Source organism: Dyadobacter sp. CY261, from assembly GCF_021440085.1.
Lineage (GTDB): Bacteria > Bacteroidota > Bacteroidia > Cytophagales > Spirosomataceae > Dyadobacter.
Genome location: NZ_JAKCPW010000001.1, coordinates 908,577 through 924,293, shown reverse-complemented (window position 1 = coordinate 924,293; position 15,717 = coordinate 908,577). Strand labels below are relative to the sequence as shown.

Sequence of the window (15,717 nt, the reverse complement as noted above, 5' to 3'; positions counted from 1 at the left end):
AGACAATTTTGTATAAATTGAAGACTGCTATTTTGTCTGATTAATTCTTCCGTTTAACAGAACTTGTTATGAGATTCGACACCCTTTCCCAGATAGAGGCGCGCTTTCGCGCCGATAATGCTGCGTCCTTAAAAGCCTTTTCTTTGCCGGTTCCTAACGAGAATTTAACCTTAAACGGAACCGCTTTCACCCCGAAAACCACGGACTACTTTTTCGGAACGGAGCACCCAAAGCAAAGGATCGTGCTCCATTTCACTGCCGGAAATCTTCGTTCTGACATGCAGAGCCTTACCCAACAGAGCCGGCACGTTTCGGTTCCGTTTGTGATCGCCCGTGACGGAACGATTTATCAATTGTTTCCATCCAAATTTTGGTCGGGACATTTAGGCGAAGGGGTAGGTAACAAGAAAGGTACCGGCAACCCTCAGGATAAGGCTACCATTGGTATTGAGCTTTCTAACTACGGCTTTCTGGTACCAAAGGACGGCAACCTGGAAACGATCTATTCCCGCATCAAAGATCCGAATACCGGCAAAGTCAGCGCTCCTGATCCGTACTGTCCGATCGATAACAAGCAAGCTTATGTCAAAATCGACAAACCGTTCCGCGAGCAAACCTTTTACCCTTCCTACACCGCTGAGCAGATCGATAGCCTCATTATCCTGCTCCGCTTCCTGACCGCCAAATACAATATTCCCAGAGAGTTTTTGCCCGAAGACAAACGGTACACGACATTTAACGAGCTGGTTAATTTCAAAGGCATTGTGTCCCATATCAACTACCGTTCAAGCGGAAAATGGGATGTCGGGCCGGCTTTTGACTGGAAGACGGTCATCGAGGGCGTGAAAGCTTCCGAGTTTGTGTCAACCGCACCTTCTGCCCGGAGCCTGGAAAGCGTTATAGAAGACGAATCGGAAGTAGACGCACTGTATCCGCAGAGCCGCGATTTGCTGGAACAGGAAGAAGAAACGACTGATAACGAAGGATATAACCCAAATGACTTTGAAGACAAATCCTTGACCGACGATAGTGCTGCCAAAAAACCTGAGCTCTTCGCATTACTGGTCGGAATCAACAATTACGCGCGTGTCAGAAAACTTGGTGGGTGTATCAATGATGTGAACGCCGTCGAAAATTACCTTCGGACCGGAACGGATTTTAACGTTAACATCAAGCGGTTAACCGATTCGGAAGCGACGCGAAATGGCGTTGAAGATGCTTTCAAAAACCACCTGGGCAATGCCAAAGAAGGCGATACGGTTTTCTTTTACTATTCCGGGCATGGTACGCAGGAGGAAGCAGACGACATCTGGGACGAAACGGACGGCGGGCTGGAATGTATGGTCTGCTACGACGGGGGCACCACCAAATACTCTCAATTCCTACTGACAGATAAGGAGTTGCGTTATTTGATCAATCAGTTATATCAAAAAACAAAAGCCCATATTGTCACCATTTTCGACTGCTGCCACTCCGGGGATAATACCAGAAACGGCGCGTTGATGATGGCCGGCAGCGCGGGTAGTGAAATAAATGAAAGACGTGTAACAAGCCTGGAAAGAGGTTCTCAGTTTTTCCCAAAAAGAGAATGGAGCGAGTTCCTTTTCAGCGATACCATACAGGAGGCGGCTATCAAAGGAAAGAAAATCGCAGAGTTCCTTCCGCAAGGGACCCATGTTCAAATGGCAGCTTGCGAATCCAACCAGACAGCTCTGGAAGTGGCCGGCGCGGGTGTTTTTACCAAAACTTTACTGAAAACACTGACGGACTGCGGGAGCAACATTTCCTATAACAACCTCAGAAGCCGCGTACGCCAATATATGCGGGCAAGTTACGAACAGACGCCCCGCGTTTATGCGCCGTTTATTGCAGATAAGTTGTTGGGAAGCGGTTTTCTTAATCGCGCTATCGATCCGCAAAAAACGATTTGCGAAGCGACTTTTAATCAGGCAAACGGCTGGCAATTAAATGTGGGCGCTCTTCACGGGGTGAAAACCGATGCTATCATAAAACTGAGTGATCCAAAGCAACCTGAAACCGTTATCGAAGCCAAAGTTAAAGAAAACGGGGTTTTTATAGACTACACACAAATTGCCGCGGATGGCCTTGACAGGAATACGATTTACAAAGCGGAAGTAGCCGGATTGCTGACGCAGGAATTGAAGCTCGAACTTGACAACCGCGATGCCACGCCGGAACAAGCAGCGGCGCTTCTTGATGAGTTGCAAAAGAACGCAAGCGGCGGATTTTCGTTTGGCGGCGAACCGGCCGGGGAGGAAAAAGAGGACAGCAAGTCGTCGGAAATGGCGGATTATACTTTGCACCTGAATAGCGGTGAAGCTTACCTCACTTTACCGGATGATCCGTTCCGACCTTTAATCGAACCCATTCCCTTTATCGGTGATAACAGGACCAGCGAGATTATCGAATCGATCCAACACATATCGCGGTGGCATTTTATCAAAAATCTCCAAAACGAAAAGATTCCTCAAGGCTTTCCTGCCAATCCGCTGAAAATTGAACTGACTCAAATCGCGGCGGATGGCACTGCCAAAACAATCGATATTTCAAGCGGCAGGGCTACTCTGGAATACGAAAAAATCGGGGGAAACTGGGAGGGAAAAATACAGCTTTCCATCACCAATACCACTGAACAGAACCTATATATATGTGCGGCCTATTTGGGCAAGGCATTCAATTGTTTTCTGGAATTCCTTCCACAAAGAGTGCATTTATTGGAACCCGGCAAGTCGATATTTTTAGGCCCTGATGGCTCCGATCAGATTGATTTGGAACTCGGGACCGTCGAGAGGGAATATAATTGGAAGGAAACGGTGGAGGCTATCAAATTCATTATCAGTACGACAGAATTTGTAGCAGAAGCACTTACGCTTGAAGAGCTACCAGCGCCACGGACGTCCGATAAGACAAGAGGCTTCGTCACAAAAGGATTAGCAACGAAGAAATCGGTGCAATTCACTGGCTGGACTACCCAAACCTTAAATCTCGTTTTCAAAAATCCTGTTTATAATGTTATCCCGACAGATGTTTTGAAGACCCTACTGGAATGGGAAGAAACGGCATTCTTCGCATCGGGACTTTACTGCGACATTGAAACAGACGAATTCGGACAGCCAACGATTTGGAAATTAAAGGAAGGGATTGTTGTGCCGGAGGATGAAAAAGGCATTTTAGACGACATAAAGTTATTCCTTGGCAACAAGATCGAAACCGCGCAGCGCAATAAGCGTTACGACAACCTGAAAAAAGACCCGACGCGCATACGCATAGTAGCAGAGGGGGATTCCTGGTTTCAATACCCGATCCTATTACAGGATACCCTCGACCAGCTTTACAAAAGATATGCGATTAAGAGCTTTGCAGAAGCAGGAGATACGCTTTCTAATTATCTCAAGAAAAAAGAATATCTGAATGTGATCGGCGCAGAAAGCGCAAGGTATTTCCTGGTAAGTGGCGGGGGAAATGATGTATTGGGTGAAGAATTTCAAACCTTTTTGAGAGACAGCCCCGATACAACCGACACAACGTCCAAGAAATATTTGAATCAGAATTTCTTCAAACAGCTTGACAACCTGGATGCGTTGTATACGGAAATGTTTAAAGAATTGATCGCCAAATATCCGGATCTGCATATTCTGGTTCACTGCTATGACTACGTGTTGCCTGTTGACACCGCCTTGCCTGAAAACAAGAAAAAGTCAAGTTGGAGCGGCAAATACATGATTAAAAAGGGCATTGCACCCCAGCTCGAACGGGAAAATCTAATCGTTTACATTCTGGATGAATTTGCGACAAGATTGAAGGCTTTGGTAGAAAAAACGGAATTCAAGAATAATGTGACGTTTATAGACACGCGTAAGCTGGTGAAACGGGATAAATGGTTTGACGAGATCCATCCGGTGAATGAAGGCTTCGAACTCGTAGCCGCTAAGTTTATTTCGGAAATAAACAGGATTGAAAATCCGGTGCCGGCCTAACGATTTCTAAAAAAACAGGTGCAGCATTTATTCGGGATGCTGCACCTCATTTAACTTCAAACTCATAATTAAACTAACACATAATATGCAAAACATTGACCACTTAAAATACCTTAAAGATCTGGAAATCGGTGACTTAAACGACACATTTCCCGCACCGAAAGACCTTGAAGCCAAAGACCTGCCGACAACCGAAGGAATAGAGCAATCGTTCATGAACGCCAAAAGCATCGTTTCATTCGTATCCGAAATAGATGGCCAGCGACGGGACGATGTACTTAATTCAGTTTTATTGGCACAACTGGCAGCAAACAAACAATTCCCCGGCGATGACCAGAGCCTCGAATGGTATGAAGAATTCGTCAAAGTCCTGAATAACATTGGTTGGAATATCCAGGGAGCTGAATTTACTCATTTCGAATCCAAGGATGATGTATTCGAGGTCGAAAACGTGATTATCGACATCTTGCTGACCGCGTTTGGAGGCACGTTTATCAATGTAATCACCAAAACATTGAATGCCATAAAAGGCCTGGCGGACAGCAGCGGCAAAATAACCGTCTTTGAGAAAAATACCCATTCCCTTTCAAAAGGCGCCTTCCAGATCGGCCTCGCTAAACAAGAAAACGAAGCAGTCTCCTTGCAGATCGGGACTTTCCTGATCACCTCTTCCAATGAAATCAAAAGGATACTTTTCTTCAAAACGACCAAAGACAAAACCAGTCTCGATTACTGCTCACGTACCGGCACATTGAACGAGGGTATTTACGCAAAAATCCGCGAATCGGTGGTGGCCAAGCTGGGTGGAAAGGTGACGGAATTTATTGCGGAGGTGGAGATTTGAGAGGCAGAGCGTGTCAGTCCCGGCGCATTTGGTATTGGTGCGCATTAAGCGTAAATTAGAATTATCAGCAGTAAACCCCGATCTATCCTATGAAAACATTATTTGCAGGAATCGCGCTCCTATGGGGCTGCATCACCATTGTATCAGCTCAGGATTTTTACCTGCCTGTATCGTCTAAATCCAAAACGGCCATTGCGTCGTTGCACCGCGCTTCGGAGTTGTATTCAAATATCCATTTCAAGGAAGGAAAAGTAGAGCTCGACAAAGCCATGGCCGAAGACCCGAATTTCTTCATGGCCCACATATATGCCGTGCAGTACGCATCCAAAGCCGAAAAGCCAGCGCTGATCGACAAAACGCTGGCCCTCGATGCGACGAACCTTAATGAGGCTGAGAAGATAATGCGCGGACTGATCGTGAAGTGGCATGAGGATTCTACTGCGAAAGCTGCTGAAACGATGAACGCATTGATAGCCGCCTATCCGGAAACGCCTCAGGCACTGGAATGGGCTTCGCTGCATTCTTTTTATACCGATAAAAACCTGGACGGCGCATTGGATTACTCCGAGAAACTTGCGAAAATGAGCCCGAAATATGCCCCGAATTACAACATTCTGGGCTACCTGTATATGGAGAAAAAGGAAATGGACAAAGCAAAAGCAGCTTTCGAAAAGTACATTAGCCTGGCACCCAAAGAGCCCAACACGTACGACAGCATGGCCGAGTTCTACCTGGAGAATAAAGATTATGCAAAATCTGCCGAGTATTATGACAAGGCGGCCGCAATGGGGCTCCCCGGTGCCAAAGAGCGCGCCGATAAAGCCAGAGCTATGATCAAATAAACGGAGATGGTCCACCCTCCCCCACCGGGCACAATAAGAACCGGTGGGTTAATTACAAGACCGCATTGGCACAAAACGGGAAGCGGGTGAAACTCCGCTTCCCGTCAAATCATTCTGAACGAAGGGATTGAACCGGGTTAATGGAGGTTACGAAAAGTGTTTTTAATATCAAAATCATAAAACCAACGGCGAGTAGAAAAAATAGCCAGAGTGCCATTGCTGCAAAGGAAATGTTGAGATAATACTTCCACATTGTCTTCATTACCAAATCAATCAAAAAGTACCCGACAACCCCACCCACTAATCCGGCGATGGTTAATAGAGAAAAGTATTCATAATTCACTATCGTAATGATATTTCCTGTCGTTGCGCCAAGTACCCTCCGAATGCCGATTTCCTTAGTCCGCCTTGCGATATTAAGCGACGCCATCGTATACAAACCTGTTAAAGAAATGAGCAGCGAAAACACAGCAAGACATCCCACAATCTTAACCCCATTCAAATTGACCCTGTTTGCCGATTCCCTTACGACATCAATGAATTCAAACTCATATAACTTTTCAGGATAGTTTCTTTTCCACTGCGCCTTCGCCCACCTCTCTACACTTGACATTTTCGATGGATCACTGCCCAGTATTGCATATCTATATGTGGCCGGGGATGTAAATCGCACAACCAAAGGACTTACGGCTTCAAAAACGGAATGGGTATAGATATCATCCAAAACTCCGATGACCATCAACCCAATGCTGTCGCCCAATACAATTCTCTTACCTAGGGCACCATCCCGCCAACCAAACTGCCTGACGAATTCCTCCGTCACCAAAACAGACCCTTCACGGTCGGTTTCGGAACCTATTTTAAAGCTTCTTCCTTCCATCACCTTCATGCCTAATGCTTCGATGTAATTCTCACCTACATCAATTTCCTCCACCGATTTCTCCACATCACCGAATCTCGCAGTCTGTGCATAGGCACCTTTTGAAATATGATCTTTTGTTCCGGCGATGAACTCAATATCCTCATTACTAATCATAGAATTCTTAAATACTGCATAGTCACCTGGCTTATCCAACGTAATACTAAGAACACCAGAAGTAGAATAGCCCAGGTTGTAGTCTGCTTGAAATTTAGAATTCCCATAAAAGGCAAATGCGAAGACAACACCGAGCACGGATAACATAAACGTTGACCCGAGAAGTAAGCGATTAAACCATCCGCCAGTGCGTAGGCTCGCTTTCCCTTTCAAGATTAAAATCGGTTTAAAGGAGCTAATATAAAGTGCCGGATAACTGCCAGCCATCACTGCCGTGGAAAGAAGCAATGTGATTAGGAATATTGAGAAGTAAAAATCATCAAAATACCGAATCTCCAACTTCAAAAATGGCCACAAACTATTATATACCGGAACTATTAACTCCGCAGCTGCCAATCCCACCAATAGGGCCACCATGCACAACCCCAGGTTTTCCAAAAAAAATTGGCAAGCTATCTGCCATTTGCTGGCACCGAGTGTCTTTCTGACCCCGATTTCCTTGAGACGGGTGCCCGCGAGTGAAATCGACGTGTTTGTAAAGTTAAAACATGCCAGTAGCAGCAGGAGGAACGCGGTGATATTAGGTACTAAAACCGCCTCGTTTGGAATGCCATATCTCGTCTGCTGCCAGCGCACCTCGGGTCTGCCAACTGACTTGTTAGCCATATCGGCAAATTTTTGAAGATAGAAACCCGACACCTTAGGCCCGTGACGAACATCGTTCTGAATTGAAACAAATCTTTGCAACTCTTTTTCTACGTACGACACCAATTGTGGATTGTCTATCCTCAGAAAGGTAGTGTTCCATTGCTCCCAGCTGGAAGTATTGATAAGCCCGCCAGCCGATGAATCCTCCAAGTTACTGTAAAGCAGAATTACATCGTTTGAAAAGCTGGAATTAAAAGGTTGATTGGCAAATACGCCTGCGATGGAAAGAAACCTAGCCGATCCGTCACCGGACAGCAATACCTTCCTGCCGACAACATCGGCTGTGCTAAAATATTTAACAGCAGCTTCCTCGGATATGAATATTTTGTTTTTATCATGCAAATCTGATGCTACACCCGACAATAGCGGAAAAGTGAAAAGATCAAAAAAACCCGGGTCAACATACGCAAGATTGGATTTGAATATGCTTTCTCCGACCTTGACTTCCTTAGAAACTGGAAAATATCTCACCACTTCTCCCACTCCTCCCACCGATGTCCGTATTTCCTTTGCGAGGGCCATAGGCGCGACGCCGTAGTCAACAGTGTCACCAAGTGCAGTGGAGCGGAATTGGATCCGGTATATTTTTTCGGAGTTCAAATGATTTTTATCCCAATCATGTTTGAATTTCCAATTGAAATACCCCGCTATGCAACAAGAAATTGATATTCCAAGTCCAAGGATATTGATAAATACAAAAAGCCTGTTTCGATAATAACTGCGAAATGCAATTGCGGATATGTTCTTAAACATATTGTGTCGTGATTATCTGGATTAATAAGACAAAGGAAAGGAAGCTGGGCTAACGCACAGCATGGAAACCACAGCTTCTCCGGCGAGCTATTTGCAGGATAGGCGAAGCCAATTGCCTGGAAAACAAAGCCCAGCACGTAAAAAGCAATAGGAAGAAACCATGACGATTGTGACCAGCTGTATGCAGCTGGGTCAAATTAGCTCTGAATCATCTGAGCTGGGAGAGATAATTTTTAGATTACTAAATCGAAGGAAGACAATTAAACAAATATAGGTCGGGGGAAATATCTTGATCTTTTGTTCCAGTAATCTGGAAAGGGTGTTTAAAATTGCCGATTGAACGCGACCAGAAAAATAGATTATTGCCCTTACCTTTGCTCGTCGTAAAGCCCTATACGTTGCTAGTTCAGTTATTGTTTTTGCAACAACAGGCATTTCAACTCTCTGGACAGAAAAACGTGGCGAAGCCGAATACACAGCGCCAAGTGAAGCCAGAAGACCACAAAACATGGTTATCAAAAATAACCAATTCCGAATTTGCCCGCGTTCTCCTGTGACCGTCGCCTTCATGACCAACCTAACTTTTTCTTATTCAGATCAGCACCTGAATGCATTTTCTCAAATATAGAAAATTTACGGTGAACATAAGTTATCTGTCACATTTGGCGCAATTTCAATGACAACGCATTCGCCTCCTGGATAATCTGGGGCGGAAAATTATTAATGGCAAGAATCCTGATCGCGTTGGTCGTGTTCAGCACTCCCGGCTTAATTTTGTAGTCAAAAGCAATCTGATCACCGTCAATGATTTCAGTAAAGTGATAGAGTTCGTAGTTTTCAGACAGAAGTTCAGTCAATTCCCTATCGTGTGTTGAAACAAATACCAGATTACCGTTATCATGCAAATAATTGAGTACTGACTTACTAATGGCGATGCGTTCAATGGAGTTAGTGCCTTTAAAGATCTCATCCAATAAAATCAGTGCCGGCTTACCGTTATCACTTTTGCCAATTAATTCCTTTAAAACCAAAACTTCCTCCATATAGTAACTCTTCTCATCGAGCAGGTCATCCGCAATTCGGATAGACGATTCGACACGCATAAATGGCATTGCAAACTCTTTTGCGAAACACGTATTTAATGTCTGCCCCAGAATTGCGCTGATTCCGACTGTCCTGATAAAAGTGGTTTTTCCGGACATGTTTGAACCTGTCAGAAGCGCCGACCTGCCTTTCAACAAAATATCATTAGAGACACCATTGAATAATAATGGATGATACACACTTTGGGCGATCAGCCCTTTACCTGAGGGGTCATGCGTGATGTTACAAAAATATGGGACGCTTTCACGCATGGCCAGTATCGATAATGCAGCATCCGTTTCACCAATGAATCGGAAAATGGTTCCTATTTCTTCTTTTCTGGTTTCAAGCTTTTGCAGGCTCGAAAATAGCACAATGGGTTCCAGTAAAAACAATGCTTTGATCAATTCAAAAAGATAGTCAACCAGTTGTCCTATTTCGCTCTGCAACCTGGCTTCAATCTTGAAAATCAACATTTGCGGGAGTATTTTTGCGAGTGAAGTTATGGACGCAGAAACATCGCCATATTCCTGAAACGCATCACTTGCAAGTATTCTACGCGCCGCTTTGTGCATGATGAGCAGCTGCGGAATGGAGCTGCTGTACTGGTAAACATTGCTCTTGTTCCAATAATGGATACCCATGTTGATTGGGAAAAGGATGATCAGCAAGACTGAAATCTTTGGAACGAAGAATGACAGGATAACTGAGATCACGGCAAGTGCCGCGAGAAGTTGAATGGCCCACAGCCACTTCGGCTTTTGAATATGCTCCCCCTGAAAAAGCGAAGAAATGTAATAGGCATCGCGCTCGTGTAGTTTCGAAAGTTCTTTGGAAACGGTCGCCCTCAGCGATGGACTTTCCTGCAACGTGTCGATCCGGTTTTCCAATCTCGCCGCACGTTCACTCGTTGCCGGAATACATCGAAGTAAATAGTACAGATACTGTTGACCGGGGCGCGACAGCGTGCGATCGATAAATCTGAATACATCTTCGAGATCCAAATCCCGGAAAGTCCTGTCCGAGATCACCTGAAATGAATTCCTTGAATCAGCCCGAAGGAAAAACCTTTCTATCTGGCCGAAATTGAAAAACTCAGTTTTTATTTTCGGGTCAATTTCCAGATGAACTGCGACGTTACGTTTTGATAAGTGCCAGGTGTTATGTCTACAAAAGCCATTCTACCATCGAACAAGTATCAATTTAGGCACATCCCGTGCACCTTTCCCAAATTTGTGTTAAACGGATTACGCTCTGATATGCAATAAGCGCCCGGTTGCTGTTGATGCAGCTAGCCCGAAGGACACAGCAAACTTCGTATTTTCGGGTAATGCCAACCCATTAACCCAGACCATGCGCTCAGAGGTTTTAAGAACAACCGGGAATTACCCTGATGACGCCCCCCGAAACACTCAGCAGGGTTACAAACACCGTTGCAGGCCGAGGTATTTTTTGATTTCGATCAAGATGGATGATCGTGCCAATATTCTATTTTTGGAGGAAAGTAAAATACATACCATATGGAAATTAACGCAGTATCCATCCGCCCGTTCATCGGCGCTACCGATTTCGAAGTATCCCGCGCATTCTACCGCGACCTGGGCTTTCAGGAAGTAGTATTGTCGCCCGACATGTCTCTTTTCAAAACAGGAACTTATGGTTTTTACCTGCAAGATGCATTTGTCAAGGATTGGATCGACAACACCATGGTCTTCCTGGAAGTGGAAGATGTGCAGGCCTTCTGGGACCGGTTGCTTACGGTCGATCTTTCATCCAAATACAAAAATGTGCGGCTCGTACCCATCCGCACCGACTATTGGGGCCGCGAATGCTTTGTTCACGACCCCTCCGGCGTGCTGTGGCATTTCGGCGAGTTTTTCGCTAAAAATTAACCCGCAACAAGATGCAGCAATCCATAAACGTCACCGAGTTTCATGGGTTAAACCTCGAAAAATCAATCAAACGCATTGTGAAATTTTCTAGTGATTTTTCGAAAACGACTTTCTCAATCTTAAAATCCCAGAAACGGTCCGTGCCTCCTGTGAAGTCTGCCGCGCTTTCTTCGTGCAGATGCAGCTGTACCTTACCCGACATTTTCAGGGTTTCTCCATTGCTGAAATCCACAAACAGCAGGCCCGCCTTCGGATTTTCATAAAAATTGCCCAATGTGTTAAACATCGAATTACCCTGGTAGTCGGGCACACGCACAACGTCCGTTCTTACCCATTTGACAAACCCTGGATTTCCTCCGCGATGAGACGCGTCCAGATTACCTTCACTGTCGGAACTGGCTACGAAAAAAGTATCGGCCTGGTCGATCCATTTCCTGAGATCCTGACCGATCGATGGCCCAACAACATCTTCGTGAACCAGTTCCCTTCGTTGGATATATTTCGGACAATTAGGATATGCCTGCTCAACCTCCAACCTCCAGAGGCTGCCCTGCGGATAGATGCGGCCATTGACCCGAAACCGCCTACGGGTTGTCAGTTCTATGAACAGCAAGCCGATCGTCGCATCCTCATGAATATTTTTCCAGAAAATATCGTCTGCATTGGAATTGCGCAGGTCGGGATCGAAAAGCAGGCTATGCATATCCGTTAGCTGGACAAAACCAGGAGCGCCGGAAAGTACCGACGCCCAGACGTTGCCTTCCGTATCCTGGCTGGCCGCAAAGAAGAACTGCTGTTCGGAAACGAAGTTCGCTGCGCCTCCCGCGATGACATTTCTAACGATCGATCCATTCTGCATTGCGAAATGCTCCTCGCCCGCATTGCGCTGCACATACAGCTCGCCGGTATGAAAAACTGAATCAGGCATAGCAGCATTCCTTAACCCAGTTCCTCGATCTGACGTATCATTTGGTTCGTAAAACCCCATTCGTTGTCATACCAGGCCATTACTTTCACCAGGTCACCATCCACTACGCGGGTCATTTCCAGGTCGACGACGGCTGCATACGGGCTTTGTTTGATGTCTGTCGAAACGAGCGGTTCATCCGTAACCGATACAACCTTTTCGTACCTTGCTGTGGCTGCTTCCTCGATTAGAATTGCATTGATCTCCGCTGCGCTCGTAGGCCGCTCGGCGATGAATGTAATGTCTGAAATAGAACCCACCGGTACAGGGACCCGGACAGCCACGCCGTCGAACTTGCCTGCATACTGCGGCAATGCCTTCGTGGTAGCAATGGCTGCACCGGTTGCTGCGGGAGCAAGGTTAATACCCGCCGCTCTACCCATTCTCGGCTCTTTTTTTGACGGCGCGTCTACCAGCGCCTGTGACGCCGTGTAAGCGTGTGTGGTATTTAAAATAGCTTTTTTGATACCAATCCTGCGACCCAGGATCTCGATAATCGGACTGATATTGTTGGTGGTACAGCTCGCGCAGGAGAAGATCGACGTTTTCCCCTCTTCGGTATTCACACCGTGAACAATGGTGGGTGTATCCTTGGTCGGCCCGGAAATGACCACAAAGCGCGCACCCGCTTTGATATGCTTTTCGGCATCGGCATAGTTTGTAAACACGCCGGTACTCTCGATCACCACATCCACATTCAGCTCCTTCCAGGGCAGGTCGTCAATGGACTTGGTTGTAGTATATTTTATTTGCTTGCCATCGATCAGGATATGGTCACCTTCGAAGCTCACTTTGCGGTCATATCTCCCATAAACACTATCATACTTCAACAGGTAAACAGCATTCTCGATGCTCATCATATCGTTGATACCGACCACCTCAAGGCCTTCTGTTTCGGTGATCACTTTCAGGGCCGCCCGGCCTATTCTTCCGAATCCGTTAATTGCTATCCTTTTCATCGTTGTTTTATTTAAGCTAAACACAGAACAGTCTGTCTATTTTAAGGCAAAATTTAAACTCTTTTCAATAACATCTCTGCCATCTTCCTCGCCTTTTTTACCGGCCAGGTGTCTCGGTATATTTTGGACTCGATAATGGCCCCTTCGTACAAAAGATAGATCGAGTCACCAACAAAATCAATATCCAGGTCGCCATTACCTTCCAATGCCTTTTCTACAAAACCTTTCATGTATTGCCTGAGCTTTCCTTTATGTTCAATAATCTCCTTAGACATCAACGGACTGCTGCTGCCTATCTCCGAAAGCATATTAATAAACTTGCAACCCAGGTAATTATCCTTTTGCAACGCATATTCGAGGAAGTCGAAGCAAGCACTGAGCTTCTGGCCAGGCGCTTTCTTACTGCCGGTCCATTGTTCTATTCCCGCAAACCATTCTTCCCTACCCTGTTTCAGGTAAATCACCCCTAAGTCATCCTTTGACCCGAAGTGCTGATACAGACTCGCCTTCGCCACATTAGCCTCCGCAAGGATTTGATTAATCCCGGTATTGTTGTACCCCTGGCTGTGAAATAATCTTGAAGCTGTTTCCAGGATCCGCTCCCTCGGTCCAAGTTTCTTTGTCATACTTCAAAGGTAGGAAAGTTATTTTAAATAGACAAGTCTGTCTATAAAATTTTTACGTCTTTTATCGATTTCAAATTCGACGGTTCCTATCATCAGATACTTCCAATCTGTAACGCCCTGGATCCACGACTTTAAACAATACCGGAAGGGGCATAATGGGCAGCCTCGATGATTTGATCCACCAAATGCTGGGGGATTGCCTGACCGGTCATCCTTTTGGCCGCATACCGCCAATGCATTGCATCTATTAAATTCATATTGAATGGGATATAAAAGGACCTCCCGATTTCGTCAGGAGGTCTTGCAATGGACTAGTTGTATTTCGCGAGCCACTTGGCTTTGGTCTCGGCCCTGGCGTGAATGAATTCCAGGTCGGTACCCTCGGCCACTGCGTCGAGTGGGAACCGCAGCGGAACAGTGCCTTTTTCGAGATTTATAAGGGTCAGAACGCCGTCGGCGATCGTTTGCGGATCCATATTATACGCGGCCATCTTGCTAAACAGCGCTGTACCAATGGCGTTAAATTTGTCGGTAGCCGCATCACCATATTCGGCAACCACCTCGGGCTTGTCCGCATGCAAACCGGCTTTGGAACCGTTGTTCATTTCGGTGGGATAAACGCCTGGCTGAATGCTTACGTTTTCGATCCCGTATTCAGCCAGCTCGTCCTGCACACCTTCGGTAATGCTCTCGACCCCAAATTTTGAAGCAAGGTATGGGACCATAAACGGCAATGTGTGCCCGCTCGCGCCGGAAGTCAGGTTGATGATCAGGCCACTTCTGTTTTGGCGCATCGATGGCAACACCGCCTGGTAGGTACGGATCACACCATAGAAATTGACCTCAAACAACCTTTTGATCTGGTCAATGCTATAAGCCTCCAGCAAACCAAAACCGGCAATTCCCGCGTTGTTGACCAACACATCGATCCTGCCATGTTTTTCCAAAACTGACGCTACCGCCTGAGTGACGGAATCGTCGCTGGTTACGTCCAATTCCACGACTTCCACATTGGGAAGTGCCGCGAGTTCGCCGGCAACACCAGCATTTTTATCATTAATGCCACGCATCCCTGCGACGACAGTATGGCCTGCTTTCGACAAGGTAATAGTCATCAATTTCCCAAAACCTGTGCTTGTTCCTGTGATTAAAATGATCTTTGACATTTTGTATCGATTTAAATTTCTGATACAAAATTAGCCTGGTACCACCCCTGGCTCCATTGACATTTAATACAATGATTCTTGACAAATATCAAGGCTATTTTTTCATGACCACCTGCCTGACCCGGCTCAGGGTCTCGGGCGTCACGCCCAGGTAAGAAGCAAGCATTCGCCTCGGAACCCGGTTGGACAGGCCGGGATATCGCTCCACGAAACCCAGGTACTTCTCTTCCGCTGTGAGACTTATAGCATCGTGAATACGCTCCTGCGATGCGATGAGACTCTTTTCCAAAATAATGTTGACGAGATTCCTGAACTCCGGAATGCGGTTCACAAGCATGTCAAAATCCTCTTTCCGGATCAGTATCACAACCGAATCCTCGATGGCATCGATGCTGTATTTGGACGGCGTACCGTTGATAAGACTGTCGCGGTCACCGGCCCACCAGTTTTCCACGGAGAACTGCAAAATATGCTCGACACCCTTATCGTCAATGCGATAGCGGCGCAGGCATCCTTTTGTAATGAATGCATTGTAATGCCAGACATCTCCTTCCTGTAAGAGATATTGTTGCTTTCGCAGCTTCCGCTCAATGCAAACCGACTGGATCAGAGTCCACTCCTGCTCGGTCAGGGTAACTTTTTCGGTAATGTACTTTTTAAAAACAGCAATCATAATGCTCAATCATCTTTCAAAAACACGCTTGATATCCAATTTCTTCATTTTTGAATTAGCGTCGATGACGGTATCTTCAAATCGGGCCAGCCGGGTATGGACGCTTCATATGCCTGGAAAGCAGGGCATCATCGATCAACTCGTCTCCCTGGCCCACTAGCACACCCGCC

12 protein-coding genes are annotated in these 15,717 nt (G+C 46.1%); 4 read left to right on the top strand and 8 right to left on the bottom strand.

From position 1 onward, the window contains the following. The first annotated feature begins 68 nt into the window (after window positions 1-68). From LZD49_RS03785 to LZD49_RS03775, 3 genes are all read left to right on the top strand, one after another. Entirely contained in the window at window positions 69-3,998 is a 3,930-nt protein-coding gene (locus LZD49_RS03785; RefSeq protein ID WP_234665987.1) for a caspase family protein, read from the top strand. A gap of 85 nt (window positions 3,999-4,083) precedes the next feature. Continuing rightward, a complete protein-coding gene (locus tag LZD49_RS03780) occupies window positions 4,084-4,842 on the top strand; it encodes a hypothetical protein (protein WP_234665986.1) in 759 nt (252 codons plus the stop codon). Window positions 4,843-4,931: 89 nt separating this feature from the next. Beyond that, window positions 4,932-5,684, top strand: coding sequence for a lipopolysaccharide assembly protein LapB (locus LZD49_RS03775; RefSeq protein WP_234665985.1), 753 nt, complete (start codon window positions 4,932-4,934; stop codon window positions 5,682-5,684). 109 nt (window positions 5,685-5,793) lie between these two features. Here the strand turns inward: LZD49_RS03775 and LZD49_RS03770 are convergent, their stop codons facing one another. Next, the gene (locus LZD49_RS03770) at window positions 5,794-8,181 is read right to left on the bottom strand and encodes an ABC transporter permease (RefSeq protein WP_234665984.1); all 2,388 of its coding nucleotides are present in this window, start codon (window positions 8,179-8,181) and stop codon (window positions 5,794-5,796) included. Window positions 8,182-8,837: 656 nt separating this feature from the next. Next, the gene (locus tag LZD49_RS03765) at window positions 8,838-10,295 is read right to left on the bottom strand and encodes a MutS-related protein (protein ID WP_234665983.1); all 1,458 of its coding nucleotides are present in this window, start codon (window positions 10,293-10,295) and stop codon (window positions 8,838-8,840) included. 489 nt (window positions 10,296-10,784) lie between these two features. Between LZD49_RS03765 and LZD49_RS03760 the strand changes: the two genes are divergently transcribed. Continuing rightward, window positions 10,785-11,156 (top strand): VOC family protein, encoded by a 372-nt coding sequence (locus LZD49_RS03760; RefSeq protein WP_234665982.1) that lies wholly within the window; start codon window positions 10,785-10,787, stop codon window positions 11,154-11,156. Window positions 11,157-11,196: 40 nt separating this feature from the next. Here LZD49_RS03760 and LZD49_RS03755 read toward each other — a convergent pair whose 3' ends face one another. From LZD49_RS03755 to LZD49_RS03735, 6 genes are all read right to left on the bottom strand, one after another. Next, window positions 11,197-12,084 carry a pyridoxamine 5'-phosphate oxidase family protein gene (locus LZD49_RS03755; RefSeq protein WP_234665981.1) on the bottom strand — a complete coding sequence of 296 codons (888 nt, stop codon included), beginning with the start codon at window positions 12,082-12,084 and terminating at the stop codon, window positions 11,197-11,199. Window positions 12,085-12,095: 11 nt separating this feature from the next. After that, complete coding sequence (locus LZD49_RS03750; RefSeq protein ID WP_234665980.1) at window positions 12,096-13,082, bottom strand: type I glyceraldehyde-3-phosphate dehydrogenase; 987 nt, start codon at window positions 13,080-13,082, stop codon at window positions 12,096-12,098. Between the two features lie 53 nt (window positions 13,083-13,135). Then, on the bottom strand, window positions 13,136-13,708 hold the full coding sequence (locus tag LZD49_RS03745; protein ID WP_234665979.1) for a TetR/AcrR family transcriptional regulator: 573 nt from the start codon (window positions 13,706-13,708) through the stop codon (window positions 13,136-13,138). 131 nt (window positions 13,709-13,839) lie between these two features. After that, a complete protein-coding gene (locus LZD49_RS35475) occupies window positions 13,840-13,965 on the bottom strand; it encodes a hypothetical protein (RefSeq protein WP_255720917.1) in 126 nt (41 codons plus the stop codon). A 54-nt stretch (window positions 13,966-14,019) separates the two neighbouring features. Continuing rightward, entirely contained in the window at window positions 14,020-14,874 is an 855-nt protein-coding gene (locus LZD49_RS03740; protein ID WP_234665978.1) for an SDR family oxidoreductase, read from the bottom strand. A 94-nt stretch (window positions 14,875-14,968) separates the two neighbouring features. Then, window positions 14,969-15,547: a Crp/Fnr family transcriptional regulator gene (locus LZD49_RS03735; RefSeq protein WP_234665977.1), complete on the bottom strand. Its 579-nt coding sequence runs from the start codon at window positions 15,545-15,547 to the stop codon at window positions 14,969-14,971. Window positions 15,548-15,717 lie beyond the last annotated feature (170 nt).